At 62.8% G+C, this 24,383-nt stretch carries 22 protein-coding genes; 12 read left to right on the top strand and 10 right to left on the bottom strand.

Features of this window, described 5'->3' with window-relative positions:
* Window positions 1-48: 48 nt before the first annotated feature.
* From TRIHO_RS22835 to TRIHO_RS22820, 4 genes are all read right to left on the bottom strand, one after another.
* On the bottom strand, window positions 49-528 hold the full coding sequence (locus TRIHO_RS22835; protein ID WP_068249075.1) for a DUF6505 family protein: 480 nt from the start codon (window positions 526-528) through the stop codon (window positions 49-51).
* Between the two features lie 13 nt (window positions 529-541).
* Window positions 542-1,246, bottom strand: coding sequence for a biotin/lipoate--protein ligase family protein (locus tag TRIHO_RS22830; RefSeq protein ID WP_068249073.1), 705 nt, complete (start codon window positions 1,244-1,246; stop codon window positions 542-544).
* Window positions 1,243-2,307, bottom strand: a complete 1,065-nt coding sequence (apbC, locus tag TRIHO_RS22825; protein ID WP_068249071.1) for an iron-sulfur cluster carrier protein ApbC — start codon at window positions 2,305-2,307, stop codon at window positions 1,243-1,245. Before apbC ends, TRIHO_RS22830 begins: the two co-directional genes overlap by 4 nt.
* A gap of 177 nt (window positions 2,308-2,484) precedes the next feature.
* Entirely contained in the window at window positions 2,485-4,443 is a 1,959-nt protein-coding gene (locus TRIHO_RS22820; protein WP_068249151.1) for a 4Fe-4S binding protein, read from the bottom strand.
* A gap of 368 nt (window positions 4,444-4,811) precedes the next feature.
* On the opposite strand from TRIHO_RS22820, the gene TRIHO_RS22815 reads away from it, so the two are divergent.
* From TRIHO_RS22815 to TRIHO_RS22780, 9 genes are all read left to right on the top strand, one after another.
* The gene (locus TRIHO_RS22815; RefSeq protein ID WP_068249146.1) at window positions 4,812-5,345 is read left to right on the top strand and encodes a DUF3305 domain-containing protein; all 534 of its coding nucleotides are present in this window, start codon (window positions 4,812-4,814) and stop codon (window positions 5,343-5,345) included.
* Entirely contained in the window at window positions 5,342-6,040 is a 699-nt protein-coding gene (locus TRIHO_RS22810; RefSeq protein WP_068249069.1) for a DUF3306 domain-containing protein, read from the top strand. The genes TRIHO_RS22815 and TRIHO_RS22810 overlap by 4 nt, the downstream gene beginning before the upstream one ends.
* Window positions 6,041-6,054: 14 nt before the next feature.
* Window positions 6,055-6,663: a TorD/DmsD family molecular chaperone gene (locus TRIHO_RS22805; RefSeq protein ID WP_068249067.1), complete on the top strand. Its 609-nt coding sequence runs from the start codon at window positions 6,055-6,057 to the stop codon at window positions 6,661-6,663.
* Between the two features lie 124 nt (window positions 6,664-6,787).
* Window positions 6,788-6,976: a twin-arginine translocation pathway signal protein gene (locus TRIHO_RS22800; protein WP_068249066.1), complete on the top strand. Its 189-nt coding sequence runs from the start codon at window positions 6,788-6,790 to the stop codon at window positions 6,974-6,976.
* A 118-nt stretch (window positions 6,977-7,094) separates the two neighbouring features.
* Window positions 7,095-10,130: a formate dehydrogenase subunit alpha gene (locus TRIHO_RS22795; protein WP_068249065.1), complete on the top strand. Its 3,036-nt coding sequence runs from the start codon at window positions 7,095-7,097 to the stop codon at window positions 10,128-10,130.
* 12 nt (window positions 10,131-10,142) lie between these two features.
* Window positions 10,143-10,736, top strand: coding sequence for a formate dehydrogenase FDH3 subunit beta (gene fdh3B / locus TRIHO_RS22790; RefSeq protein WP_068249064.1), 594 nt, complete (start codon window positions 10,143-10,145; stop codon window positions 10,734-10,736).
* 121 nt (window positions 10,737-10,857) lie between these two features.
* Window positions 10,858-12,075 carry a formate dehydrogenase subunit gamma gene (locus tag TRIHO_RS22785; protein WP_068249144.1) on the top strand — a complete coding sequence of 406 codons (1,218 nt, stop codon included), beginning with the start codon at window positions 10,858-10,860 and terminating at the stop codon, window positions 12,073-12,075.
* A 199-nt stretch (window positions 12,076-12,274) separates the two neighbouring features.
* The gene (locus TRIHO_RS24345; RefSeq protein ID WP_269745374.1) at window positions 12,275-12,400 is read left to right on the top strand and encodes a hypothetical protein; all 126 of its coding nucleotides are present in this window, start codon (window positions 12,275-12,277) and stop codon (window positions 12,398-12,400) included.
* A 13-nt stretch (window positions 12,401-12,413) separates the two neighbouring features.
* Window positions 12,414-13,763 carry a sigma-54-dependent transcriptional regulator gene (locus tag TRIHO_RS22780; protein ID WP_068249063.1) on the top strand — a complete coding sequence of 450 codons (1,350 nt, stop codon included), beginning with the start codon at window positions 12,414-12,416 and terminating at the stop codon, window positions 13,761-13,763.
* A gap of 26 nt (window positions 13,764-13,789) precedes the next feature.
* Here TRIHO_RS22780 and TRIHO_RS22775 read toward each other — a convergent pair whose 3' ends face one another.
* The 5 genes from TRIHO_RS22775 to TRIHO_RS22755 form a co-directional block, all read right to left on the bottom strand.
* Window positions 13,790-15,751, bottom strand: a complete 1,962-nt coding sequence (locus TRIHO_RS22775; RefSeq protein WP_068249142.1) for a sensor histidine kinase — start codon at window positions 15,749-15,751, stop codon at window positions 13,790-13,792.
* Between the two features lie 120 nt (window positions 15,752-15,871).
* On the bottom strand, window positions 15,872-16,429 hold the full coding sequence (locus TRIHO_RS22770; RefSeq protein WP_068249061.1) for a DUF3833 domain-containing protein: 558 nt from the start codon (window positions 16,427-16,429) through the stop codon (window positions 15,872-15,874).
* Window positions 16,430-16,501: 72 nt separating this feature from the next.
* Complete coding sequence (locus tag TRIHO_RS22765) at window positions 16,502-17,662, bottom strand: SAM-dependent methyltransferase (protein WP_068249060.1); 1,161 nt, start codon at window positions 17,660-17,662, stop codon at window positions 16,502-16,504.
* Window positions 17,662-18,426 carry a DUF1365 domain-containing protein gene (locus TRIHO_RS22760; RefSeq protein ID WP_068249059.1) on the bottom strand — a complete coding sequence of 255 codons (765 nt, stop codon included), beginning with the start codon at window positions 18,424-18,426 and terminating at the stop codon, window positions 17,662-17,664. The genes TRIHO_RS22765 and TRIHO_RS22760 overlap by 1 nt, the downstream gene beginning before the upstream one ends.
* Window positions 18,423-19,733 carry an NAD(P)/FAD-dependent oxidoreductase gene (locus TRIHO_RS22755; protein WP_068249058.1) on the bottom strand — a complete coding sequence of 437 codons (1,311 nt, stop codon included), beginning with the start codon at window positions 19,731-19,733 and terminating at the stop codon, window positions 18,423-18,425. The genes TRIHO_RS22760 and TRIHO_RS22755 overlap by 4 nt, the downstream gene beginning before the upstream one ends.
* Window positions 19,734-20,004: 271 nt before the next feature.
* On the opposite strand from TRIHO_RS22755, the gene TRIHO_RS22750 reads away from it, so the two are divergent.
* Window positions 20,005-20,532, top strand: a complete 528-nt coding sequence (locus tag TRIHO_RS22750; protein WP_232367869.1) for a sigma-70 family RNA polymerase sigma factor — start codon at window positions 20,005-20,007, stop codon at window positions 20,530-20,532.
* Window positions 20,529-21,164 carry a ChrR family anti-sigma-E factor gene (locus tag TRIHO_RS22745; protein ID WP_068249056.1) on the top strand — a complete coding sequence of 212 codons (636 nt, stop codon included), beginning with the start codon at window positions 20,529-20,531 and terminating at the stop codon, window positions 21,162-21,164. The genes TRIHO_RS22750 and TRIHO_RS22745 overlap by 4 nt, the downstream gene beginning before the upstream one ends.
* A 108-nt stretch (window positions 21,165-21,272) precedes the next feature.
* Here the strand turns inward: TRIHO_RS22745 and gap are convergent, their stop codons facing one another.
* On the bottom strand, window positions 21,273-22,277 hold the full coding sequence (gap, locus tag TRIHO_RS22740) for a type I glyceraldehyde-3-phosphate dehydrogenase (protein WP_068249055.1): 1,005 nt from the start codon (window positions 22,275-22,277) through the stop codon (window positions 21,273-21,275).
* Between the two features lie 341 nt (window positions 22,278-22,618).
* Between gap and TRIHO_RS22735 the strand changes: the two genes are divergently transcribed.
* Entirely contained in the window at window positions 22,619-24,370 is a 1,752-nt protein-coding gene (locus TRIHO_RS22735; RefSeq protein ID WP_068249054.1) for a sugar phosphorylase, read from the top strand.
* Window positions 24,371-24,383: the final 13 nt, after the last annotated feature.

The following is a 24,383-nucleotide window of genomic DNA, read 5'->3' as shown; positions in this document are numbered from 1 at the left end:
ACCGAGGTTCGCGCGGGATGTCAGATGCGCCGGGGGGACGGCGGTGGTTCAGGCCTCCGGTGTTACGTGGATTGCAAACTGTTCCAAGCCGGCATCCTGGGGTTCGATACTGCGGAAACTCTCGCGCACGCCCGCTTCGGTCAGCTCGCGCGAGACGGTCAGAAGCGTATTGGCCGGATGGTCTTCGCACAGCTCTGCCATGTGATCCAGTTCCGCTTCGGCGACGGGGCGGGCGGCATCCAGGCCGGGGGCGCCGTAGACCGCCACAAAATGGCTAGCCAATTGTTCGATCAGAGCGGTGATCTCATCTGTCTGCACCTGGGTGACGGCGACAAATGTCACCCGTCCGCCGGTCTCCAGACCCATCCAGCCATTGGCAAAGGCCTGCCGCTGCTTGCCGACCAGATCGCCTTCGGTCCAGTTGGAAAATTCAAAGCCACCGGAAATGCACCATTCGCCAGTGCGGGCCGGGTTGGCAAAGACATTCATGTCGCTTTCGTCAAAGTGAATGGCGCGGGCCAGCTTCATCGGCTCTCTCCTGTCAATCCTGGACCAGCAGGCTGGTCAGGGGGATCAGATGGGTGGTTTTGTCGTCGCGCAGCAACATGGCGAAATCCTCGTCAACACCAAGGAAGGTGCCGCTGTGTCCGGCGCAGGTGGTCTGTTCGCCGATCCCGTGAACAAGGCCGCGCCAGTCGTCATGCAGCGCCTTCATATCGCCATCGTCCCACCGGTTGATCCAGTGCAGGCAATGGCGGGCCCAGCTTTCCAGCAGGCGCGGGGCCGAGACATCGGCACAGCCCTCCGCAAAAAGCGCGGTTTGGTCCGGGGTCTGACCGCCTTCGCCCTCGGGCCAGAGCGGCAGGGTCAGGGCGACCACCAGCCAGTCGGGCACGGTGTCGGGGCGCGTGTCGCTGGCGGCCACTTTCAGGCGGCCGCTGGCGGCCCCGTTGATGCGCAGCCCTCCATCCCATTCAAGGTGCACGGCCACCTCCGGTGGGGCCAGCGCACCAAGCGCGTTCTGAAACCCGAGGCCACAGACCGGCAGCATGGCCATGGCTTTGTGCAGGGGCACATCGGGGGCCAGCACCAGCGCGGCGCGCAGGGTGGTGGCGCCGAGGTCATGAACAACCAGCCCGGCGTCCACCCCCAGCTCCGCCCGCTGGCGCGCCAGGTCGAAAGGATCAATCCCCGGGGCCACGGCCTCCCCCGACATCAGGGGAGGAAAGGTGACCTCGGCGCTCATGCCACGCCCCGGGCCACCAGACCTGCGGCGATCTCGTGGAACACCTTTGCCTGAGGGCTGTCGGGTTTGGAGACCACGATGGGCGCCCCCCCGTCAGAGGCCAGACGCACATCCAGGTGCAGCGGCACCTCGGCCAGCAGCGGCACGTTCAGCTTCTCTGCTTCGGCGGCGACGCCACCATGCCCAAAGATATGTTCCTCATGCCCGCAGTTGGAGCAGATATGGGTCGACATATTTTCGATCAGCCCGAGGATCGGCACGTTCAGCTTCTGGAACATGTCGATGCCCTTGCGGGCGTCGATCAATGCGACATCCTGCGGGGTGGAGACCACAATGGCCCCGTCCACGTGGGCCTTTTGCGCCAGCGTCATCTGCACATCGCCGGTGCCGGGCGGCAGGTCCACGATCAGCACGTCGAGCGCCCCCCATTGCACCTGCATCATCATCTGCTGCAACGCGCCCATCAGCATCGGTCCGCGCCAGACCACAGCCTGGTCATCATTGGTCATCAGCCCGATGGACATCATGGTGACGCCATGGTTGCGCAGCGGCAGGATGGTCTTGCCATCCGGGCTGGCCGGGCGACCCGACACGCCCAGCATGCGAGGCTGGCTGGGGCCATAGACATCCGCATCCAGCAGCCCGACCCGCCGTCCAGCCTGCGCCAGTGCACAGGCGAGATTGGCCGAGACGGTGGATTTGCCGACGCCGCCCTTGCCAGAGGCCACCGCGATGATCCGGGCGACGCCGGGGATGCTTTGTGGGCCGGTGGGGGAGGCGGGTTTGGAGGGTTTCAGATCCGGCGGCGCCTTGGTGCTATGGGCGGTCATCAGGGCAGAGACGGTGCCAACCCCGGTCAAGGCCTTGACCAGGGCCTCGGCCTGATCACGGATCGGCGCGTAGGCCTCGGATTGGGCCGGGTCGATTTCCAGCACGAAACGGACATTCGCCCCGTCCAGCGTCAGGGCACGGACGATGCCGGCGGCGACGATATCGCTGCCGCTGTTGGGGTCGGTAAGGGTCTTGAGGGCGTCGAGGACGGCGTCGCGGGTTATGGACACGCGGGGCTTCTCCTTGGTTGGCGTTGGGTGTCAGGCGCCGCAGAGCGGGCGTGACGCATGTCTTGTTGGTTTCCTAGCATGGCCGATGGCCGGAGTGACAGGATTAAGCAACCCGCCACCCTGTGCTGCGTGGCGGCTGCGGCAGGGGGCAGCGGTTGGGCCACGACAGCGCCCCACCTAGTGGTCGCGCCGTTTGCTGAGGTAATCCTCGGTGGTGCGGACCCGGGGGCGTTCGGCTCCTGCAAAAGGGGAATTCTTTTGGTGGAACTGGGCATTCACCCGGCAATCATCGCACATCTGGATCATTCTCGCGGCATCAGGATTGGCGAACATGGCGTGTTTGCCCGCCAGTTTTTCCGTGATCTTTTCCACCGTGGATTTCACCCCAAACAGGGTGCCGCATTCGACGCAGGCAAAGGGCTCTTCTTCGTGCAGCACAACCTGATCCAGCGCGCTCGGGCTGAGGTTGAGCCGGGGTGCATAGGTTATCGCATCCTCGGGACAGATATTGGCACAAAGACCGCATTGCAGGCAGGCATCCTCCTGAAAGCGCAGCTGCGGCAGGTCGGGGTTGTCGACAAGCGCGCCTGAGGGGCAGAGCGATACACAGGACAGGCAGAGTGAACAGGCCTCCTGATTGACCAGAACCGCGCCATACGGGGCCCCGGCGGGCAGCGGCAACCGGGCCTCCGGCCCGTTGAGCGCCAGCGCCGCCTGACGGGTGATCTGGCGCCGCGTGCCCATCGGACGCTGTGGCGTTGCGACGGCGCTGGCCATGTCCTGCGGGGCATAAAGCGCGTCGCACAGGGCCTCCGGCTCTGCCGCATCAATCAGGCGGGCGGCGCCGGGCGAAATGGCATTGGCCAGCTGGATTTCACGCTCCTGCACCGCCAGATCCGTGCGGGGGCCGGGCAGCACCGCCACTTCGAGAAAACCGGCGGCGCGTGCGGCGAGAATTTCAGCGTGACCGACGGTATTCAACGCCTCGACCTCGAGCGGGATCACCGCCGCTGGCAGGCCACGGTCGAACCGGGCAGCCAGGCGGATCATGTCGCCGCCATGGGCGTCGACGGCCAGCAAACGCGGACCCTGTCCACCTGCAGCCAGATAGGCCTTTGCCAGGGTCTGGATACGGCGGAACAAATCATCCGCCGCGGGCGCATCATAGGTTATCGCAGCGGAGGGACAGAGCGAAGCGCAGGCACCACAGCCCGCGCAGATCATGGGATCGATGCGGACATGGTCGCCATCCGGTGTGATCGCGCCGGTGGGACAGACGTCAAGACAGCGCGTGCATCCGGTCTGCCTGGCGCGGGAATGGGCGCATAACAGGGGTTCGGTTTTCACATAAAGCGGTTTTTCAAATGTCCCGACCAGCTGGCTCGCGGCAAGAATGGCATCGGCCAGGGCGGGGGCGGATTTCGGATCAGCCCGCAGATAGCCTTCGCGTTTTTCGGGGGCGGGAAACAGCGGTGTCCCGCCGCGCAGATCAAGCAGAATGTCGCAGGCGGACTGGCCGCCATCGCGCGGCGGCGTCCAGGACCATCTGCGGCCCGTGACATCGAGCTGTTGCAGCGCGTCGACCGTCACCACAAAGCCGCCGAGGGCACCGCGCGCGCTGCGCAGAGATCCCTGGATACAGTCGAACCCGCGTCCGAGTGGGGGCTCTGCCGGGGTGGTCAACAACACGGTGACGCTGAGGATGTCCTGCAGCTTTTCTGCCGCGTGCAGGGCGACCTCGGCTGGTCCGGCGATCAGACAGATCCCCTCGCTGACCACATCGAGTGTCTTCGCCGCTGTGCCGGTCAGCTGGCTTTCGGCGACCAGCGCGGACATTTTGGGTATCAGATCCGCAGGGTTTGTCGCGTCTTGCGACCATCCGGCCCGGTCGCGCAGGTCGAGGACGGCGGGGGCCTCCACCCCGATTTCGGCCGCGAGTTCGGCAAACAACCGGCTTTCCTGTGTGCAGCAAAAAACTGCGTCCGCCGTCCCGAGCGCGGTGGCGGCGGCGTCCAATTCCGTGCTGCAGAGGGCGGAATGGACTTTGGAACAGGCAAAGCCAGTGGCGTCTGACAGGGCCTTTGGGTCGAGCGGTTGAGAGCCAGAACAATCACATAAAATCAGGCGTTTGGACATCTTTTCCTCGCTGGCGGTCAGGCTGGCATTGGGTGCCGGTTTCACGGTTCAGGTGCACACCCTAGGCATGATTCCGCCACCACGTAAACCACTGCTTCGGCGCTGGGCCCGCGTCAGGCGGCCCCGCCTTGGCGAAGTGATTCGCGCAGAGATCAGCAAAATTGAATGCCTGATAAAAAAACTAAAAATAGACATTTCGTCCAGGCGTGGCGACGCGTGACCGAAAGGCGGTCCAAATTGTCCGAATGTGCTGAAAATGGCAGCAAGCAGCGAACAGCGTCCTTTTGCAGCGGGGTGACTTTGCGGCAGTCTTGCGGGGCAAGAGCAAGGATGACCGCGTGGACCAAGCCAAGGCCAAAATCGATATGATGCCGCTGGGGATCGTCATCCGACGCAGTCCGGGGGTCACGCTCTGGGCGAAATGGGCGTGGAAAGCCGTGGCCGTTCTGCCCGGCGCCGCCCCTGCCGACTGGCGGCCGTTGCGCGAGGACGAGGGCGCCTGCGAGTTTCATGCCGCAACCCTGCCGCTGGAACTGCACCGCGCCGATGCGGAGGCCTATATGCAAGGGCTGACCGCCAGCCCGCCCAGCGTCTATGTGGTGATGCGCACAGGCGCCGGCGCGCGCCCCGAATTGACGCTGGTCACGGCCTCGCCCTTTGAGGCGCAGGACTATGCCGATACCGGCGAGGATCAGGTCGAAAAGGTTGAGATGCCTGCCGGGCTGGTCGCCTGGGTGCGGGATTTCACTTTGGCGCATTTCAAGGAAGAAGAATTCCGCAAACGCCGCCGCGACCGCACCCGCACCGATCTGGAAGAAGACGGTGTCGGCGATGCCCGTATTCCGCAGATGACCGATGTCTACCGCGCCCCTGTCAAGGCCCGCAAGGAGCGGCTGCAATGACGGGCCGGACCTTCTGGGACCGCCGCCGCGCAGCGGTCGAGGCGGAGGCGCAGGCTGAGGCACGCGCGACCGCAGATGCGGACATCGCCGCGCGCGAGGCGGAGCTGGCCGAGGTTGATGACGCAGAGATCCTCGCGTCGCTCGATCTGCCGGACCCGGAAACGCTGGGTCCGGGCGATGACTTCAAGGCCTTTTTGACTGACGTCGTCCCGGCGAGGATCAAGACGCGCGCGCTGCGTCGTCTCTGGATCACGAACCCGGTTCTGGCCAATGTCGATGGGCTGTTGGATTACGGCGATGATTTCACCGATGCGGCCATGGCGGTGGAGCATATTCAGACCGCGTATCAGGTCGGCAAGGGCATGACTGCCCATGTCGAGGAACTGGCACGGCAAGCGGAAGCGGCCGCCGAAAAGGCCGCCCAGGATTCGCAGCTGCCCGAGGCTGACGGTGCCGAGGGTGACGCGACGCCCGAGGCGGAGTCAGAACTCGCCGTTGCCGCAACCGCTCCCGCGCCCGATGCAGATCCCGCCATGGCGCAGGGGCCAATCGACGCGGGGACGGCGCCCCAACCCGATGCAGACCCGACCGCCGTAGCCGAGGCCGCGCCGCAGGAATTCGACGACGAGATGCCGTTGCAGGCGGCACCCCGTCGGATGCGGTTTGTCTTTGACAGCGCGGAAGAGACCGCATGACACAGGAGAACCGGATGACCGATGCAGCTCTGGCGATGCCGAAGGTGAGCGACGAGGACCGCCTGCGCGCGGATCTTTACAACTATCTGGGTCTGATGCTGTCCGCCCCGCCGGACCAGATGCTGCTGGATCAGACGGCGGGTCTGACTGGCGATGACACACCGCTTGGGCAGGCGATCACGCAGATGGCGCGGGTGGCAAAGCGAACAAAACCCGCGGGCGTGGAACGGGAGTTCAATGCGCTGTTCATCGGCCTGGGGCGCGGCGAGCTGCTGCCCTATGCCAGCTATTATCTGACGGGGTTTCTCAACGAAAAGCCGCTGGCCGCGCTGCGCAACGATATGACGGCCCGGGGGCTGAGCCGCGCAGAAAACGTGTTCGAGCCGGAAGACAACATCGCCTCCCTGATGGAGATGATGGGCGCGTTGATTGCCGGTCGGTTCGGTACGCCCGCGACGCTCGAGGTCCAGAAGACTTTTTTCAACAAACACATCGGCCCATGGGCCGGGCATTTCTTTGCCGATCTCGAAGGGGCGAAGAATTCGGTTCTTTATGCGTCGCTCGGGGCGGTCGGGCGCGCCTTCATGGAGATCGAGGCAGAAGGATTTCGGCTGGGGGGCTGAGGGCCCGCCATCTGTTCAGTCAGACGCGCGTGAGGGGCACGCGCAGGGGAGGGCGGACCAGCTGCCCGAGATAGGGACCCAAGCAGAACCGGGTCCCGACAGTTCAATGAGGAGGAGGATCCCAATGGCACGGAACGAAGAAGGCGCCAGTCGCCGCGCGTTTCTGAAACTGGCAGCAACCACCACGCCGGCAGCGGCCGTGGCGCTTGCCACCACCGGAGGCGAGGCGGAAGCCGCGACCCCCGACCTGTCATCTGACAAGATACAGGATACCGCGCACACGCGGGCCTACTACGACAGCACCCGGTTCTGATTTTCAGCCGGATGCCTTCGTGCCTTTGCCAACTGGTTGCGTGACGCCCGACAGAGCGAAGGTTTTCCAACAAACCCAGCGCGTTCCTGATGTCAGGAACAAGCAAGGGAGGTAGAACATGCTTAGGAAAAAGACCAACGGGGTTGCGCGACGCCCCCAGCGGACCAGTATCCTGTCCAAGGTCGGTGACACATCCGTCGACCGCCGCGCGTTTCTGCGCGGATCTGGCCTCGCGATTGGCGGGCTTGCCGCGATCAGTGCGACAGGTGGAACCGTAACGCAGGCCAACGCGGCCGCATCGGCCACCGGAGCCGTCGAGACGATCAAATCCGTCTGCACCCATTGCTCGGTCGGCTGCACCGTGGTGGCAGAGGTGCAAAACGGCGTCTGGACCGGTCAGGAACCCGGTTGGGACAGCCCCTTCAACCTTGGCGCCCATTGCGCAAAAGGGGCCTCGGTGCGCGAACACGCGCATGGCGAACGCCGCCTGAAGTACCCGATGAAAAAAGAGGGAGGCGAGTGGAAGCGGATCTCCTGGGAGCAGGCGATCAACGAGATCGGCGACGGCATGATGCAGATCCGCGAAGAAAGCGGACCTGACAGCGTCTACTGGCTCGGCTCTGCCAAGCATAACAACGAACAGGCCTATCTGTTCCGCAAGTTCGCCGCCTATTGGGGCACCAACAACGTGGACCATCAGGCGCGGATCTGCCACTCCACCACCGTTGCCGGTGTTGCGAATACATGGGGCTACGGCGCCATGACCAACAGCTACAACGACATCCATAACTCCAAGGCGATCTTCATCATCGGCGGCAACCCGGCCGAGGCGCATCCCGTCTCGCTGCTGCATGTGCTGAAGGCCAAAGAGCAGAACAACGCGCCGCTGATCGTTTGCGATCCGCGTTTCACACGCACGGCGGCCCATGCTGACGAATATGTGCGCTTCCGCCCGGGCACTGATGTGGCGCTGGTCTGGGGCCTCCTGTGGCACATCTTCGAGAACGGCTGGGAAGACAAGGAGTTCATCCGCACCCGTGTCTGGGGCATGGATCAGATCCGTGACGAAGTCGCCAAATGGACCCCGGAAGAGGTCGAACGTGTCACCGGCACGCCCGGCCGCCAGCTGGAACGTGTGGCGCGCACCCTTGCCAACAACCGTCCCGGCACCGTGATCTGGTGCATGGGCGGCACCCAGCACACCAATGGCAACAACAACACCCGCGCCTATTGCATCCTGCAGCTGGCGCTGGGCAACATGGGCACCGAAGGCGGCGGCACCAATATCTTCCGCGGACATGACAATGTGCAGGGGGCGACCGACCTCGGCGTTCTCAGCCATACGCTGCCGGGCTACTACGGTCTGTCGGCCGGGGCATGGGCCCATTGGGGGCGTGTCTGGGGCGAGGATATGGACTGGCTCAAGTCCCAGTTCGAGATCGTCAAAGGCGCCGATGGCAAGGACAAGAACCTGATGCAGGAAACCGGCATCCCGGTCAGCCGCTGGATTGATGGCGTGCTGGAAGATGCCGAAAACATGGATCAGCCCAACAAGGTCCGTGCGATGGTGCTTTGGGGGCATGCGCCCAACTCGCAGACGCGGATGCCGGAAATGAAGACGGCAATGGAAAAGCTCGACATGCTTGTCGTGGTGGATCCTTATCCGACGGTGTCGGCCGTTTTGCATGATCGCACCGATGGGGTCTATCTGTTGCCGGCCGCAACCCAGTTCGAGACACGAGGCTCGGTGACGGCCTCCAACCGTTCGATCCAGTGGCGCGACAAGGTGGTGGAGCCTTTGTTCGAGAGCCTGCCGGACCATGTGATCATTGCCAAGTTCGCCAACAAGTTCGGCTGGGCCGACCGGCTGTTCCGCAATATCGAGATGGAAGACGCGGAAACCCCCAACATCGAGAGCATCACCCGCGAGTTCAACTCCGGCATGTGGACGGTGGGCTACACCGGTCAGAGCCCGGAGCGGATCAAACTCCACATGGAGAACCAGCACACGTTTGATCGCACCACGCTGCAGGCGATCGGCGGTCCCGCAGACGGGGATTACTACGGCATGCCATGGCCCTGCTGGGGCACGCCCGAGATGAACCATCCGGGCACGCCGAACCTCTATGATATGTCGAAACCGGTGGCCGAGGGCGGGCTGTGTTTCCGCGCCCGGTTCGGGGTGGAACGCGATGGCGACAATCTGCTGGCCGATGGGGTCTCCAACCCCGGTGCGGAAATCCAGGACGGTTATCCGGAGTTCACCTATCAGATGCTGGTGGATCTGGGCTGGGCCGGGGATCTGACGGATGAGGAGCGCCGCTCGATTGCCTCGGTGGCGGGGCTGTCGATTGGCGACACCGTCGGCGAAAGCGACGATGGCGAAACCCAGGGCCTGACCAGTGGTGACGGCACCCAGGGTGCCAGCGAAGAGGTGGGCGAACAGTCGATGTCTCCCTTCCCGTCGGACTTTGACGAGAAGGCCGCAGGCGTCAACTGGAAGACCGACCTGTCGGGCGGTATCCAGCGCGTCGCGATCAAGCATGGCTGCGCCCCCTTCGGCAACGCCAAGGCCCGTGCCGTGGTCTGGACCTTCCCGGATCCGGTGCCGCTGCACCGCGAACCGCTCTATTCCAACCGGCGCGATCTGGTGGCGGATTATCCGACCTATGAGGATCGGAAATTCTACCGTCTGCCCACCATGTATGCCTCGATCCAGAAAAACGATGTGTCCAAGGAGTATCCGATCATCCTCACCTCCGGCCGTCTGGTCGAATATGAGGGCGGCGGCGACGAGACCCGGTCCAACCCGTGGCTCGCCGAACTGCAACAGGACATGTTCATCGAGATCAACCCGCGCGATGCCAACAATCTTGGGGTCCGCGACGGGGCGCAGGTCTGGGTCGAAGGCCCCGAGGGGGGCAAGGTCAAAGTCATGGCCATGCTGACCGAACGGGTCGGATCAGGCGTCGCCTTCATGCCGTTCCACTTTGGCGGGCATTTCCAGGGCGAGGATCAGCGATCGAAATATCCCGATGGCGCCGACCCCTATGTGCTGGGCGAAAGCACCAATACGGCCCAGACCTACGGGTATGACTCGGTCACCCAGATGCAGGAGACCAAGGCCACTCTCTGCAAGATTATGCCAGCGTAAGGAGACGGATAAATGGCACGAGCTAAATTCCTGTGCGACGCCGAACGCTGCATCGAATGCAACGCCTGCGTCACTGCCTGCAAGAACGAGCACGAGGTGCCCTGGGGCATCAACCGGCGTCGGGTGGTTACCATCAATGACGGCAAACCCGGTGAACGGTCGATCTCGGTCGCCTGCATGCATTGTTCCGATGCCCCCTGCATGGCGGTCTGCCCGGTCGATTGTTTCTACCAGAGCGAGGAAGGCGTGGTTCTCCACTCCAAGGATCTCTGCATCGGCTGTGGCTACTGTTTCTACGCGTGCCCCTTTGGTGCGCCGCAGTATCCCCAGGCAGGCAACTTCGGTTCGCGTGGCAAGATGGACAAATGTACCTTCTGCGCTGGCGGACCCGAAGAAAACAACTCTCAGGCCGAGTTCCAGAAGTATGGACGCAACCGGATCGCAGAAGGCAAATTGCCGATCTGCGCCGAAATGTGCTCCACCAAGGCGCTGTTGGCGGGGGACGGAGACATTGTCTCCGCAGTCTACCGTGAACGTGTCGTGGCGCGGGGCTTTGGCTCCGGTGCCTGGGGCTGGGGAACGGCCTACGATCAGAAAGGCGGCTAAGGCCGTCTGACCGATCCAATCGGCAATGTGAAACGGGGGTGGCCCGCCAATTGGTGGGCCCCTCCGGGGTATCCAGTCACACGCTATGAATTCAAATCCGGCCTCTCGGGGGAGTATGTCCATGCCGCGCCTGATTTTCGCAATCGTTCTGAAGTTGGCCTTGCTGTGCGGTCTGTCCGCCATGGCTCAAGAGGCGACGACACCGGCTGCGCCGGACCGCAGCGCCACGGGCGGCGCGCAAACGCTCGACGACATCCTGGCGCGCCAACGTGGCGAGCCCATCGACGACAGCTTCCGCAGTATGGCCACAGGCGATCCCAATTCCGCCGCAGCGATGGCCGACCAGCTGGGGACCCTGGGCGGTCAGTCCGACCCGGAGCTGTGGCGCGCGCTGCGCTACAATTCCGCGGATCTGCGGGTTTCAGCCGGGGGCGAGGTGGCCACCGTGCTGGTGCAGGATGGCGGCATGCGCTGGCTGTCGGTCCGGCAGAGACCTTTGCGCACCTATGGCGGTGGCCTGCTGCTGGTCACAATCGGCCTTCTGGCGATCTTTTTTGTGCTGCGGGGGCGTGTCCGCGTCGACGCCGAAAAAACCGGCCGCACCGTCACCCGTTTTGCGTTTTTTGAACGCATGGCACATTGGACGCTTGCGGGGTCGTTCATCCTGTTGGGGGTGACCGGGCTCTTGACACTTTTTGGCCGGGTGGCGATCCAGCCCTTGCTGGGCAAGGAGGTGAACTCCGTCCTGCTGATCGGCTCCAAATGGATCCACAATTCGGTGTCCTGGGCGTTCATGCTGGCGCTGATCGTGGTCTTTGTGCTGTGGGTGGCGCATAATATTCCCAACCGGCTCGATCTGGTCTGGATCAGGCAATTCGGCGGCATCGTCGGCAAGAAGCACCCGCCGGCGAAAAAATTCAACGCCGGTCAGAAACTCATCTTCTGGTCGGTGATCCTGTTCGGGGCGTCGATCTCTGTTTCTGGCCTGTCGTTGCTGTTCCCCTTCGAGTTGCCGCTTTTTGCCAAGACATTCACGATCCTGAACGATATCGGCCTGCCAAACTGGGTGGGCTATGGCCCGCTGCCAACAGATCTGGCGCCGCAGGAGGAAATGCAGCTGGCCCAGCTGTGGCATGCGATTGTCGCCTTTGTGCTGATGGCGATCATCATCGCGCATATCTACATCGGGACCCTCGGGATGGAGGGCGCTTATGATGCCATGGGAACCGGCGAGGTCGATGAGGCCTGGGCCCATCAGCACCATTCCATCTGGCTGGAGGAGGTGCAGGAAAAAGAACGCGCAAAGCCGCAAGAGGCAGGGGCGACCGCGGCAGAATAGCGATCAAACCTGGTGATACAGCGGGGGCGCGGCACGGTTCTGAGGCCGTGCCCCCTGTTTGACCTTGGCCCGGCTCGCTATAGTCCAGTTTGACAAGACGCAGACCAGCTGTCGATGAAACGGGCCATGACGCTGCAAAACCACCCGGACCTGACAGAGGGTCTGATGACCGCGACCACCAATCAAGAGGACAACAGATATGAAAGCCATGCTGGCTGGGTTTGTGCTGATCGGCGCTATCGCCGTGGGTTCCGATTTCGCCCTCGACTACGCAGGGTTCTCCGCGCAGGAGCGAAACTCCGGCGCAGCGGTGCGGCTGAATTGATCGTCGCGCACCCATGAATGTCACTGCGATCCGCGATGAATACTCGGAATCCCTGTCGTCGGCATCGATCCTGGTGATCGACGACGAACCGGGAATGCGCAACTTCATGACCAAGGTGCTGGCCCCGCGCTGCAAACGCGTGGAGCAGGCGGCCTCTGCGAGCGAAGCGTCGGATATTCTCGACAAGGCCCATTTTGATCTGATCGTCCTGGATAACATCATGCCGGGCAAAACCGGGCTGGACTGGGTCGCCGAGCAACGCCGCGTCGGCCTGTTTGCCGATACCATCCTGGTGACGGCCTATGCGGATCTTGATACGGCGATCCAGGCCCTGCGCATCGGGATCGCCGATTTCGTGCTGAAGCCTTTTCGCGCCAATCAGATCCTGAACGCGGTGGCCCGGGCGCTGGATCGCAAATACCTGCGGCGCGAGAATTACCTGTTGAAACACGCGCTTTCGGCAGAGCACCCCGGCGCCCGTGGGCGGCTGCTGGGCAAGTCCGATGCGATTGAACAAGCGCGCGACATGTTGAAACGGCTGGCGCCCCTGCCGACGCCGGTGTTGTTCACCGGCCCCTCGGGCACCGGCAAGGAGATCGCGGCGCGCACCCTGCATTCGCTTTCGGACCGGGCCGAGAAACCCTTTGTGGCGGTCAACTGCGCCAGCCTGTCGCCGGAACGGCTGGCGGAGGAACTGTTCGGCGTCATCGACGCACAGGACCGCCGCCGGGACGGGCTGTTCCTGCATGCCGATGGCGGCACGCTGTTTCTGGATGAGGTCGCCCAGATGCCGGACCAGGTTCAGGCGGCGCTGTTGCGGGTGCTGGAGGATCAGAAGGTCCGTCCGGTTGGCGCCGAACGGGATATTCCGCTGAACTTGCGGTTTCTGTTTGCCACCAATGCCGCCCTGCCGGATGCGGTGCAGGAGGGTCGGTTTCGCGCCGACCTTTATCACCGGATCAATGTGGTCAATATCGAGATGCCGCCGCTCAAGGACCGGATCGAAGATATCGTGGAGCTGGCGGCGCTGTTCATGGAACAGTTTTCGCTCAGTCTCGGCATGCCGGCGCTGGAGCTGGATCAGGAGACCCTGCTGAAATTTTCGCGTTATGACTGGCCGGGCAACGTGCGCGAGCTGCGCAATCTGATTGAACGTTCGGTGATCCTGGGCGCCTTTCCCGACACGTTTGCCGGAACCGGCTCGGTCACGGGCCTGGCCGCAATCGACAATCTCGACATGGTGATGCAACGCCACATCATGCATGTGCTGGACGCTTGCGACGGCAATCGCGCCGAAGCGTCGCGCCGACTGGGCGTTTCACGCAAGACGATAGATCGGAAATGTGCCAGCTGGGGGGTCTGACCGGACGCGCCGGTTGGCCATAACCCCTAGTCGAAAATTGCAGACCGTTCAGGCAGCCAGAGCAGGAACTCCGCGCCGCGCGCACGGCGGTTGCGCACGCTGACCCGCCCCCCGGCCCGCTGGATCAGGGTCTGGCTGATCGACAGCCCAAGGCCGGTGCCTTCGCCGCGTTTGGTGGTAAAGAACGGATCGAAAATCTGGTCGAATCGATCCGCCGGAATGCCCGGCCCGGTATCGGCAATGCGCAGGGCGGCGCCGGGGATGCCATCGCGGTCTTCGGCGGTCAGTGAGATCGCAAGCGTTCCGCGCCCCTCCATCGCCTGACTGGCGTTGATGATGATATTGATCACCACCTGTTGTAATTCGCCGGGGTCGATATGGACCGTCGGCGTGTCCTCAAACTGGGTGAGGACCCGGATTTCCTGCCGCGAAATCACATGGTCCACCAGGACCAGGCAGTCCTGAACCACTGCGGCGATATCGACGCTTTCGGCAAAGGTGCCAAACTCTGATGGCCGGGCGAATTGGAGCAGCTTGCCGACAATGGCACCAATCCGCATGACCTGATTGTCGATCAGATCCAATTCTGTGCGCACCGGGTCCGCCGCCGTGCCAAGGGTCATGCGCATCACGTCGACATTGCCCTGGATGACCGCAACGGGATTGTTGATCTCATGGGCTACGCCGGCTGTGATCTCGCCGATCGAGGCGAGCTTTTCACTCATCACCAATTGGCGAAAGGTCTCCTCCAGCTTGGCATTGGCGACTTGCAACTCGCTGGTGCGCTCCTCCACACGGGCGTTCAATTCGTCCGCCCAATTGCGCAGCCGCCGGTCGCGTTCCTGCACCTGGTCCAGCAAGCTGTCCAGATGGGCGGCAACCTGGCCGATTTCGTCGCTGCGCCCGCGGGTGCCGTTGCGGGCCGTCAGGTCGCCGCGTTCCACGCGTTCCATCGTCTGCGTCATTTGTTCAAGCGGGGCGAAAATGCCTTTGGCCAGCCACAAAAACAGTGGCACTGACAGGGCGATGACAAAAACGAAGGCGCCGAAAACGGTCCAATAGGCGGCACGTTTGGCGGTTTGATACGGCGATTCCAGAAAGCCGACGTAGAGCATGCCCACCCGTTTTCCAAAGCTGTCCGTCAGCGGAAGGTAGCCGGAAATATACCAGTCGTTGACGACAAAGGCCCGGTCCAGCCAGGTTTTCCCCTGGGTCAGGACGGCAGCGCGCACGGCGGCGGACACACGGGTGCCCAGGGCGCGGACATCCTCGAACAGACGTACATTGGTCGAGACACGGGTGTCCTCCAAAAACAATGTCGCCGTGCCCTGACGGCTGACGTCGGACTGGCCATGCAGATAGACCAGCGCATTGATGGTGTCGATGAAATCCAGGTTGCGATTGAGCAGAAGCCCACCGACCAGCACGCGCGGAGGACCAATGCCACGGACCGGCGCGGCAGAATGGACGACCATGCCGCGATCCTCGACCGCGCGCGCTGTGGGGATGGCGGCCTCGGTGTCGATCAGGTCGATACGGGCCTGCTCTGCCAGAGCGGCAGATCGGGCTTTCAGGTCTGCCGCATCAAAGATGTCGATCTGCGACGACCGGCGACCGGCAGCGGCGGCATGGATCACCGGCCATTTCGCCTTGGCCTGTGTGAGCGTCTCCCCCTCCAGCAGATAGAGAAAGTCCAGCTCCAACGCTTGTTGTTGTTCGGCCAGAAACATCTCCAGTCCCGTGGCGTTCCCGGCCATCAACGCCGCAAGGCGGGCAGAATCCGCGATCCCCTGCAGCGCGCGGGCAGAGTTACTTTGAAGTTGCCCAAGGTATTGTTCCGCAATCCGAAGATCGCTTTCGACATTGGCGATCAGGACCTTGTCATAGTCCGAATTCCAGCGGGCCATCGCCAGAACCATCAGGAGCGGCATCAAAACGATCAGCGGCAAGAGGGCAAGGATCAGCAGGCGCAGGCGCACGGAATTCAGCAAAAGCGGGTTCTCCTCCCTCCGGCAGCGGGTCCGTCGGCTTGCCCTCAGATCTGGACAGTCTTGCCCATAGCCCGGGTGGGCGCAAGGGCGCCTCGGCCGGATCGCGCGGCCCTGGCTTTACCGGTCTCCGGTTGGGGCCGGCCGGATTGTGGCGATCAGCTCCGCAACCTTGATCCCGAATTTGCGCAATTCGGATCGGTTCATGATGGTGCCGTTCTCCATCAGATACATCCAGTCGGTGACATCCAGCACATGGCCTCCGGCGTCCTCCTGCAGGCGAATGCGATAGGAGAGGCGCACGGTCGCGCCGGACTGTTGTCCATGACCGGTGCCGACCAGATCCGGCGCTTCTGCCGTAAACGTGGCATGGGGGCCCAGTGTCAGCTGCCATCTGCGATGTTGGACCGAACCGCCGCTATAGCGGAAATCCTCCGACAGGAGACCGTTGTCCCCGTCCCAGCTGCCGTGCATCTCTGCCACGAAGGTGGACACGACACGGCCAGCCGGACCGTAGATCATCCCTTCGGAGATCAGCGGGCCGGAAAGCTGCGTGCGCAGGTCAAACGCTGGCCCGGTGTCGGCATAGGTCGCCGGGCGTTGCGCGCGAAATCCGAAACCCGGGCGGAGCAGCAGCAACAGGAGGACAACAATTACAAGAACCAGAAAGAGTTTCATGCAGCACCCATTGGCGGGGCGGAGCGATGGGACGTGGGGAGCTGTAAGCAGCGTGGTGCGGGATCTGATGTGTCAGGGCGCATGGGCCAGCTCCACCTGCACGACATCGGTCTGCCGGGTTTCAAAGGACGCGGCGCAGATCTGCAGGTAGAACTGCCAATTGCGCAGAAAGGACTGATCGTAGCCAAGCCGCAGCACCTTGTCCGAGGCATCTGACAGGCGTTCAGACCACATGCGGCAGGTTCGGGCATAGTCCAGCCCAAAGCCGAAGTTGTCTGTCACCTTCAATCCGGCCCGCTCTGCATGGTGCGAGATCATCGCATCCGACAGCAGCATACCACCGGGAAAGGTGTATTGCCGGATATAGTCGGAGCCTTTGCGATAGATGTCGAAATAGGCATCGGGCACGGTAATGGCCTGCACCACCGCACGGCCGCTGTCCGACAGGCGGTCCTTCAGCATCTGGAAATACTGCGGCCAATACCGCTCGCCGACGGCTTCGATCATCTCTATCGAAACGATCCCATCGAATTTGCCCTTGGTGTCGCGGTAGTCACGCAGCTGGATATCCGCGCGCCCGTCCAGACGGGCATCTGCAAAACCATATTGGCTGGGTGAAATGGTGATGCCTGTGACGTGGCGCCCCTGCGCGGCGGCGCGTTCCGCAAAGCCCCCCCAGCCGCAGCCGACCTCCAATATGTTTTCGGCCCCGCCGGAGCGGTCCAGGATCCGATCATATTTGCGATGCTGTGCATCCTCCAGATGGCTGTCGCCCGGTGCGAACAGGGCGGAGGAATAGGTCATGCTGTCATCCAGCCAGAGTTGGTAGAATTCGTTGCCGACATCGTAATGCGCCTTGATGTTGCGGCTGGCGCCGGAGCGGGAATTGGCCCGCAGCAGGCGGTCCACAAGGCGGAATTTCAGCGTCGCAAGCGGGCTTGGATAGGCAAAGGCCTCAAGGTAGTCCAGATTGAGGAGCGCGACCTGCGTGACCGCCTCGATCGAGGGGGTGTCCCAGAGGCCGGCCACATAGGCTTCGCCCAGGCCGATATCGCCGCGCGAGGCCAGTGCGGTGACCACGCCCCAGTCGTTGATCTGCATTTCCGCCTGCGGCGCGCCCTGTCCAAAATCATGCACCTCGCCTTCAGGTGTGATCAGGCGCAGGCTGCCGCGCCGGATCTTGGCGCAGCTGTCCAGAAAATCGCGTTTCACGCGGTTGGTAACGAATAGCATCAGCTGACCTCCTGTTCCGGCGGACGCGGGCGCTTGCGATACCGCGCCCCTTTGAGTTTGAGCCTGAGCGCCTGCCAGTGGATCAGGATGACGGTGCGCAACGCCCCCGCCGGACGGCGCAGGGTTGCGGTGATCAGCCGGGCATTGCTGAGCGGCGCGCGGTTGCCGACAAGCGTTGCAACCACGCCGTCGGTGCCATTGTCATGGGAAATTCGGATCGCGATCCGATCTGTCCCTATGTCAAAGATAAACCGATAGGTGCCCGCGACCTCCTGGAAAGGGGACACATGCAGAATTTTTTGTGCACTCAGGCGGGAATGTGCTGTGATCGGCGCGAAACCCGGCTCTGCACAGAGATAACTGTGACGGTCGCCAAAGGTATTGGTCACTTCGGCGATCACCGCCCGCAGGGTCGCGCCATCATAGGCGAGCCAGAAACTGACGGGGTTGAAACAATAGCCCAAAAAGCTCGGTTGAGCGAGCAACAGGATCCGCAGCCCGGCGCAGGTCAGCCCGGCATTCGTCAGAACCTCCTCGGCCCAGGCCAGCCCGCGCCCGGCCTTGGGCGGGCCGCCGTGGTTTTTGTCGTGCACCGCCGCCAGGTTCCAGCCATTGCGCGAAAACAAGGTGGGCCCCGCGTCAGAGGCCGGATCGATCAGGACGTAGTCCACCCCATAGCGAAAGGCATTCTGGATGCCGCCGCGCCGTGCATGGGTGGTATATCCGGCGAGGTGTTCTGGCCATATGTTGCTTGCAGGGGTCATGCAAACACCCGCGCGACGCCCTGATCGTTGTGGCCGGCCTCGGCATAGGCGGCGGCCACGCGAACCGCGCTGGCAAAGCCGTCCTCGTGGAACCCATGCCGCAGGTAAGCGCCGGCAAAATAGGTGTTGTTCTGGCCCTGTATCGTGCCCAGTTGCACCTGCGCGCGGACGGCGGCACGGTCAAAGACGGGATGGCGAAAACTGACATCGTCATAGATCAGCTGCGGATTGACCTCCCGCACCGGGTTCAGGGACACAAAAAGAGGATCGCTTTCCGGCAGGTTCTGCAATTTGTTCATCCAATAGGTGACGCCGACGGCCGACCTGTCGTCGGTCTGATCGGCCTTGTAGACCCAGGAGGACCAGCAGGCCCGACGTCGAGGCATCTGGCCGGCGTCGCGGTGCAGGATGACGTGATTGTCCTGATACCGCATTACGCCCAGCGTGGCGCGCTCCTGTGCGGTGGGCTGGGCCAGCAGCGCCAGCGCATCATCAGAGTGGCAGGCAAAGATCACGTCGTCAAACCGCTCCGCGCGACCATCGGACAGGCGCAGGGTGACACTGTTGTCTGCGCGTTCAACCGCGCGCACCGGGGTCGCGGGGCGCAGATCAACCCCGGTCCGTTGCAGATGCGCGCAGAGCCGGGTGACATATTCGATGCTGCCGCCCTTGACCGTCCACCATTGATGCTGCCCGGAGGCGCTGAGCAAGGCGTGGTTGCGAAAGAACCGGACCAAAGCGCGGGCGGGAAAGGCGCGGATTTCCTCTGGTGGGGTCGACCAGATGGCACCGCAGATCGGCATCAGGTAGTAGCGCTGAAACCAATCGCCCAGGGCCAGATCGCGGACAAGTTCGCCCAGGGTGGTGCTGTCGTCATGCGCCATCTCTTCGGCGCGGGCATTGAACCGCAAAATGTCGCGGACCATTCCAAAGAACGCAGGCCGGGTCAGGTTCCTGCGCTGACCGAACAGGGCAGAGAGGTCCTTGAGCCCGTATTCCATTGCCCCATCCTGGATCGTGGCCCCAAAGGACATATCGCTGCGCTGAACCGGCACGTCGAGTGCCTGAAACATGCGCGTCAGATGGGGGTAGTTGACATAGTTGAACACGATGAACCCGGTGTCCACCGGTTGATCCCCCCGGATCCCGGCCATCACCGTGCGCGCGTGACCGCCAAAGCGCGGGGCGGCTTCAAACAGGGTCACATCCTGGCGTGACCCCAGAAGCCAGGCCGCCGCCAGGCCGGAAATTCCGCCGCCGATGATCGCGATCCGGCGGCGGGGTGAGGTCAGCGCATCAAACGACATGTAATCTCCATCCATTTTCAGAAGCTTACGATGCAATGGGCCGGTTCGGATCAAAAAGAGAAAAGAAAAGGCGGATCACCCGATGTGCCGACCTGCCGCGTCGCGAGATTTTTTTGATCCAGTGGCCATGGCGTGGCGTATTTTCAACATGTTCGAAGCTGAAGCAGATCTTGTTCTTGAGGAGGGCCCGTTGACCGCTACGGTGGTCAGCGGCGCAAATCGTGCCGGGGAGCGCAGCAAGGTGACGGGCAAGGATTACGCCGAGACGACAATGTGGATGCTGGCGGTGCGAGATCACCGGGACAAAGTGGCCTTCGGTCGGCTGTTCGATCATTTCGCACCGCGTCTGAAGGGCATGATTTGCCGCTCCGGTCTGCCTGCGGCACAGGCTGAGGACATCGTGCAGGACGTGATGCTGACGGTCTGGCGCAAGGCGGATCTGTTTGATCCGGGGCGGGCGCAGGTGGCGGCCTGGATTTTTCAGATTGCGCGCAACCGTCAGATCGACATTGTGCGCAAAGAGCGCCGCCCGGTGCCGGAAGAGCTGCGCCAGGTCGAGCAAACCGATGTCGACGCCGCGCAAGTCCTGGCATTGGAACAGGAAACACGCGCGTTGCGGGCGGCGCTAAAGAGGCTGAAACCGGCGCAACGCGTGATGGTGGAGCGGGCCTATCTTGGCGAGCTGAGCCATGCAGAGATCAAGGCGGAGACTGGATTGCCACTTGGCACGATCAAATCACGAATTCGGCTGGGGCTGGAAAAGCTGCGTCATGAATTGAAGGGAACGGATCGCAAATGACCGCCATTACCCACCATATTCCGGACGAGCTGCTGATTGCCTATGCGGCGGGCAGCCTGTCGTCGGTATTCTCGCTGGCCGTGGCTGCGCATGTGTCGATGTGTGACGACTGTCGGGCCCAGCTTGAGGCGCATGAGGCGCTGGGCGGCACGTTGCTGGAGGAGACCCCGAGCGAAACTGTCGCCGAAGATCTGCGCGCACGGGTGCTTGACGGGCTGGACGCCCCGGTCGCCGCCGAGAAAACCTATCACCGGTCGGGCATATTTCCCGCCCCGGTGATGGCGGCGCTGCGGGGATTGCCGCCGAAATGGAAACCGCTCGGTCTGGGTGTGCGGCAGATGATCCTCAGCCACACCGCCGAGGGAAGCGCGCGGTTGCTATATATTCCTGGCGGGCAGGGGGTGCCGGATCACGGGCACAATGGTCTGGAGCTGACGATGGTGCTGCAGGGCGCATTCCGGGATGAGACCGGCCGATATGGCGTCGGCGATGTGGAGGTTGCGGACGGCGAGCTGGAGCATGAGCCGGTGGCTGAGGACGGACCGGCCTGCATCTGTCTGGCGGTCACCGATGCGTCGCTGCGGTTCCGATCCCTGGTGCCGCGCCTGTTGCAGCCGTTCTTTCGGATTTGAAGGGCGGGAGCGAGGCGCTGCCTCGCGCTCCGAGGTATTTTCAAAAAGATGAAGGGCCGCTGCATCTGCACCGGCCCTTTCCATGTTCTGGTTTGACCCGGCGTCGGATCAGAGGAATTTGCCCATTGCGCGACCGGTGTCGATCATGCGGTTTGAGAAGCCCCATTCGTTGTCATACCAGCTGACAACGCGCACCAGACCTTCGGAGGTCACGGCGGTTTGCGGTGCGGCAAAGATGGACGAGCGTTTGTCGTGATTGAAATCAATCGAGACCAGCGGTTCCTCTTCGTAGCCAAGGATCCCTTTGAGGGGGCCCTCTGCGGCTGCGGCCTTGATCGCGGCGTTGATGCCGTCGACGGTGGCCGTCTTTTCGGGCACGAAGGTCAGGTCGACGACCGAGACGTTGGGGGTCGGGACGCGAATCGCGGAGCCTTCGAGGCGGCCTTTCAGATGCGGCAACACCAGGGAGATCGCGCGGGCGGCCCCGGTGGAGGTCGGGATCATCGACAGGGCGGCGGCGCGGGCGCGGTAGAGATCTTTGTGGGTCGTGTCATGGGTGGGTTGATCGCCGGTATAGGCGTGGATCGTGGTCATGTAGCCGGTCTTGATGCCAAAGGCGTCGTCCAGCACCTTTGCCACCGGGGCCAGGCAGTTGGTGGTGCAGGAGGCGTTGGAGACGATCACATCCTCGGCGGTCAGCGCGCCATCGTTGACGCCAAAGACCACGGTGCGGTCCACATCGGACGCGGGGGCCGAGACCAGAACCCGTTGCGAGCCGTTCTTCAGGTGCCGCGCGGCGGTTTCGCGGGAGGTGAAGAGGCCGGTGCATTCATAGGCCACATCGACGTCGGACCAGGGCAGCTCCTCCGGGTTGCGGATTGCCGTCAGGCGGATTTCGTGGCGACCGACCTTCATGGTGTCGCCTTCGACCACGACATCGGCGGCAAGGCGGCCATGAACGCTGTCGTATTTCAGGAGGTGGACCTGGGTGGCGGGGGCTGCAAGATCGTTGATCGCCACCACTTCGACATCGGCGGTGTCGTTTTCCAGAAGGGCACGCAGCACGTTGCGGCCAATCCGGCCGAATCCATTGATCGCAATTTTCAGGGTCATCGGACAAAACTCCGGTTTGGTTTTCCGGGCGCGGCACCCTATTGATACCGCTATCACTCGGGGACATCGTTATCGCTAACGATCAGGCCGATCAAGCCCTTCATGCGTCGGGCTGCGGTGGTGGATCGCCTGTGTTGGCAAGAGGGATGGTAGGGCTGCGGCGGCCAGAGTCCTGCGGGATGCCCGCAAATTGGTCAAACTTTTGTCGCGTGGCGCAAGATTGTGCGGCGAAGGTTTACGGCGGGTGACGGCTGGGACTAAACTGGAAGTGATGGCTTGGTGCAGCGGAAGCATCTGAGCGAAAGAGAAAAAAGCGTCGCGGAACGTGGGAGAATAACAAGATGGCATCAGGCAGCGCGTCGTTCGGGGCCCGCCTGTCACGGCTTTTGTGCGAAATCTATCCAGAGCTGGACAGTGAAATTTTGGCCTCCAAGGTCGTGGAAGCCTTTTGGCCGGAGGAGACCCACCGGCGCAAGCGCCCGCGTGTGCCGGGCAACGGATTGTGGTCAGAGGCGGATGCGCTGCTGATCACGTATGGCAATTCCATTGTGGACGGTGCGCACAAGCCGCTGGACCTGCTGCATGATTTCCTGCTGCGGCACATGAAGGGGGTGGTGGACGGGGTTCATATCCTGCCGTTTTTCCCGTTCACCTCGGATGACGGTTTTGCGGTCACGGATTATCGCAAGGTGAATCCCGAACTGGGAGACTGGGCGGATATTCGCCGGATCGGCGCGGCGTTCCACCTGATGTCGGATATGGTGCTGAACCACGTGTCGTCGCAAAGCCCATGGTTCAACGCCTATCGGCAGGGGCAGCCGCCCTTTGACCGGTTTTTCTACGAGGCCGATCCCTCGGATGACCTAAGCGAAGTGGTGCGCCCGCGGACCACCCCGCTGCTGCAAGAGGTCGAAACCGCAAATGGCGCCAAACACGTCTGGTGTACGTTCAGTCACGACCAGGTGGATCTGAACTTTGAAAACCCGGAGGTTCTGCTGGAGATCCTGCGCATCATCCGGATGCACATCGACCAGGGGGTGCGGATCATCCGCCTGGATGCGGTTGCCTTCATCTGGAAAAAGGTGGGAACCAATTCCATCCATCTGCCGGAGACCCACGCGATCGTGCAGCTGTTGCGCCTGTTGGCCGATTACGCGACAGAGACGGTGGTGTTGCTGACGGAAACCAATGTGCCGCGGGCCGAGAACCTGAGCTATTTCGGCAATCGCAACGAGGCCCATGTTGTCTATAACTTCCCGCTGCCGCCGCTGATCCTGCATGCGATGATGGCGGGGTCGGTTGCGTACCTGTTGAAATGGGCCCGGGCGATGCCACCGGCGCCGCTTGGTTGCGCCTATCTCAATTTCACCGCGAGCCATGACGGCATCGGGATGCGGCCGGCCGAGGGTGTGCTGCCGCAAGAGGCGGTCGACCAGATGATCGACACCATTCGTGACAGCGGCGGCGTCGTGTCGATGCGGTCGTTGCCGGGGGGAGGCGAGGCGCCGTATGAGGTGAATTGTACCTTCTTTGATGCCATGTCCCGGACCTTTGACGGACCAGATGATCTGAAAATCGCGCGGTTTATCTGTTCGCAAACCATCCCGATGAGTCTGGAAGGCATTCCGGCCTTCTATATACACGCGATGCTGGCGACCCCGAACGACCATGAGGCAGTGGAGCGTCGCGGCATGAACCGGGCGATCAATCGGCACCGTTGGGATTATCCCGAACTGATGGCACGGCTGGACGATCCGGAGACCGAGCAGGCACAGGTCCTGTCGGCTTTGTCCACGCGCCTGCGTTTGCGGGCACGCCAGCCGGCGTTCCATCCGAACGCGACGCAGTTCACATTGCAACTGGATGATCGGGTGTTCGGGCTTTGGCGCCAGTCGTTGGACCGGTCGCAATCCATCTTTGCCCTTCACAATGTCAGCGCCGATGAGATTGACTTGCCACCGGCCGCGTTGAACCTGATCGAGGGCGAAGACTGGTACGACCTGCTGACGGGCGAGGCGTTCGAAGCCGAGGGCGTAACGTCGCTTGCACCCTATCAGTGTCGCTGGATCACAAACCGGGGGCGCCGCCGGTAAGGGAGGCGCCGCT

The sequence above is a fragment of the Tritonibacter horizontis genome (assembly GCF_001518015.1).
Taxonomy (GTDB): Bacteria; Pseudomonadota; Alphaproteobacteria; order Rhodobacterales; family Rhodobacteraceae; genus Epibacterium; species Epibacterium horizontis.
This window is presented reverse-complemented; position numbering and strand designations above follow the sequence as displayed.

What these genes read in the sequence shown, in the direction of transcription:
- TRIHO_RS22835 (WP_068249075.1), bottom strand. Translation starts at nt 528, where the DNA reads ATGAAGCTGGCCCGCGCCATTCACTTTGACGAAAGCGACATGAATGTC.
- TRIHO_RS22820 (WP_068249151.1), bottom strand. Translation starts at nt 4,443, where the DNA reads ATGTCCAAACGCCTGATTTTATGTGATTGTTCTGGCTCTCAACCGCTC.
- gap (WP_068249055.1), bottom strand. Translation starts at nt 22,277, where the DNA reads ATGACCCTGAAAATTGCGATCAATGGATTCGGCCGGATTGGCCGCAAC.
- TRIHO_RS22780 (WP_068249063.1), top strand. Translation starts at nt 12,414, where the DNA reads ATGAATGTCACTGCGATCCGCGATGAATACTCGGAATCCCTGTCGTCG.
- TRIHO_RS22750 (WP_232367869.1), top strand. Translation starts at nt 20,005, where the DNA reads ATGTGGATGCTGGCGGTGCGAGATCACCGGGACAAAGTGGCCTTCGGT.
- TRIHO_RS22830 (WP_068249073.1), bottom strand. Translation starts at nt 1,246, where the DNA reads ATGAGCGCCGAGGTCACCTTTCCTCCCCTGATGTCGGGGGAGGCCGTG.
- TRIHO_RS22800 (WP_068249066.1), top strand. Translation starts at nt 6,788, where the DNA reads ATGGCACGGAACGAAGAAGGCGCCAGTCGCCGCGCGTTTCTGAAACTG.
- TRIHO_RS22735 (WP_068249054.1), top strand. Translation starts at nt 22,619, where the DNA reads ATGGCATCAGGCAGCGCGTCGTTCGGGGCCCGCCTGTCACGGCTTTTG.
- TRIHO_RS22770 (WP_068249061.1), bottom strand. Translation starts at nt 16,429, where the DNA reads ATGAAACTCTTTCTGGTTCTTGTAATTGTTGTCCTCCTGTTGCTGCTG.
- TRIHO_RS22755 (WP_068249058.1), bottom strand. Translation starts at nt 19,733, where the DNA reads ATGTCGTTTGATGCGCTGACCTCACCCCGCCGCCGGATCGCGATCATC.
- TRIHO_RS24345 (WP_269745374.1), top strand. Translation starts at nt 12,275, where the DNA reads ATGAAAGCCATGCTGGCTGGGTTTGTGCTGATCGGCGCTATCGCCGTG.
- TRIHO_RS22785 (WP_068249144.1), top strand. Translation starts at nt 10,858, where the DNA reads ATGCCGCGCCTGATTTTCGCAATCGTTCTGAAGTTGGCCTTGCTGTGC.
- fdh3B (WP_068249064.1), top strand. Translation starts at nt 10,143, where the DNA reads ATGGCACGAGCTAAATTCCTGTGCGACGCCGAACGCTGCATCGAATGC.
- TRIHO_RS22805 (WP_068249067.1), top strand. Translation starts at nt 6,055, where the DNA reads ATGACCGATGCAGCTCTGGCGATGCCGAAGGTGAGCGACGAGGACCGC.
- TRIHO_RS22795 (WP_068249065.1), top strand. Translation starts at nt 7,095, where the DNA reads ATGCTTAGGAAAAAGACCAACGGGGTTGCGCGACGCCCCCAGCGGACC.
- TRIHO_RS22760 (WP_068249059.1), bottom strand. Translation starts at nt 18,426, where the DNA reads ATGACCCCTGCAAGCAACATATGGCCAGAACACCTCGCCGGATATACC.
- TRIHO_RS22815 (WP_068249146.1), top strand. Translation starts at nt 4,812, where the DNA reads ATGCCGCTGGGGATCGTCATCCGACGCAGTCCGGGGGTCACGCTCTGG.
- TRIHO_RS22765 (WP_068249060.1), bottom strand. Translation starts at nt 17,662, where the DNA reads ATGCTATTCGTTACCAACCGCGTGAAACGCGATTTTCTGGACAGCTGC.
- TRIHO_RS22810 (WP_068249069.1), top strand. Translation starts at nt 5,342, where the DNA reads ATGACGGGCCGGACCTTCTGGGACCGCCGCCGCGCAGCGGTCGAGGCG.
- TRIHO_RS22745 (WP_068249056.1), top strand. Translation starts at nt 20,529, where the DNA reads ATGACCGCCATTACCCACCATATTCCGGACGAGCTGCTGATTGCCTAT.